The organism is Streptomyces himastatinicus ATCC 53653, from assembly GCF_000158915.1.
GTDB classification, from domain to species: Bacteria; Actinomycetota; Actinomycetes; order Streptomycetales; family Streptomycetaceae; genus Streptomyces; species Streptomyces himastatinicus.
The window spans coordinates 470,940-471,584 of sequence record NZ_GG657754.1 but is presented as its reverse complement, the minus strand read 5'-3'; the positions used below and the strand labels follow the sequence as shown (position 1 = coordinate 471,584).

Annotated in this window: 1 protein-coding gene; it reads right to left on the bottom strand. The window is 77.8% G+C overall.

What is annotated here, in order from left to right; all coding sequences use genetic code 11:
• Positions 1-645: HAD-IC family P-type ATPase (locus tag SSOG_RS02000; protein WP_039936336.1), on the bottom strand; the 645-nt coding region annotated here is incomplete at both ends.

Here is a 645-nt window from a genome sequence, read left to right as displayed (position 1 = left end):
CCAGCGGGCCGTCGATCGGCAGGTCGTGGTCGTACGCCGCCACGCGGGCCACGGCCAGCCGTCCCTCGGTGAGCGTGCCGGTCTTGTCGAAGCACACCGTGTCCACCCGGCCCAGGGCCTCCAGTACCCGGGGCGAGCGGGTCAGTACCCCGCGGTGCGAGAGGCGGCGCGCAGCGGCGGACTGCGCCACGGTGGCCACCAGCGGCAGCCCCTCGGGCACGGCGGCCACCGCGACGGCCACCCCCGTGGCCAGGGCCTCGCGCACCGGCGCGCCGTGCAGCAGGCCCAGCAGGGTGACGGCGGCGCCGCCGAGCCCGGTGGCGGGCAGTGCGACCCTGGTCAGCGCGGCGAGTCGGCCCTCGATGCCCAGGGGAGCGGTGGCGCGTCCGGCCAGTGCGGCGGCGCGTCCCGCCTCGGTCTGCGATCCGGCGGCCACGACCACCGCGTAGCCGGTCCCGGCCAGCACGGTGCAGCCCTGGTAGACCATGCAGGAACGGTCCGCCAGATCGGCGCCGGGCGTGGCGGCGGGGTCCTTGGCGACCGGCCCCGACTCGCCGGTCAGCCCCGCCTCGTCCAGCTCCAGCCGGTCGCTCACCAGCAGCCGGACGTCGGCCGGTACGACGTCCGAGGGCCGCAGCGCGACGA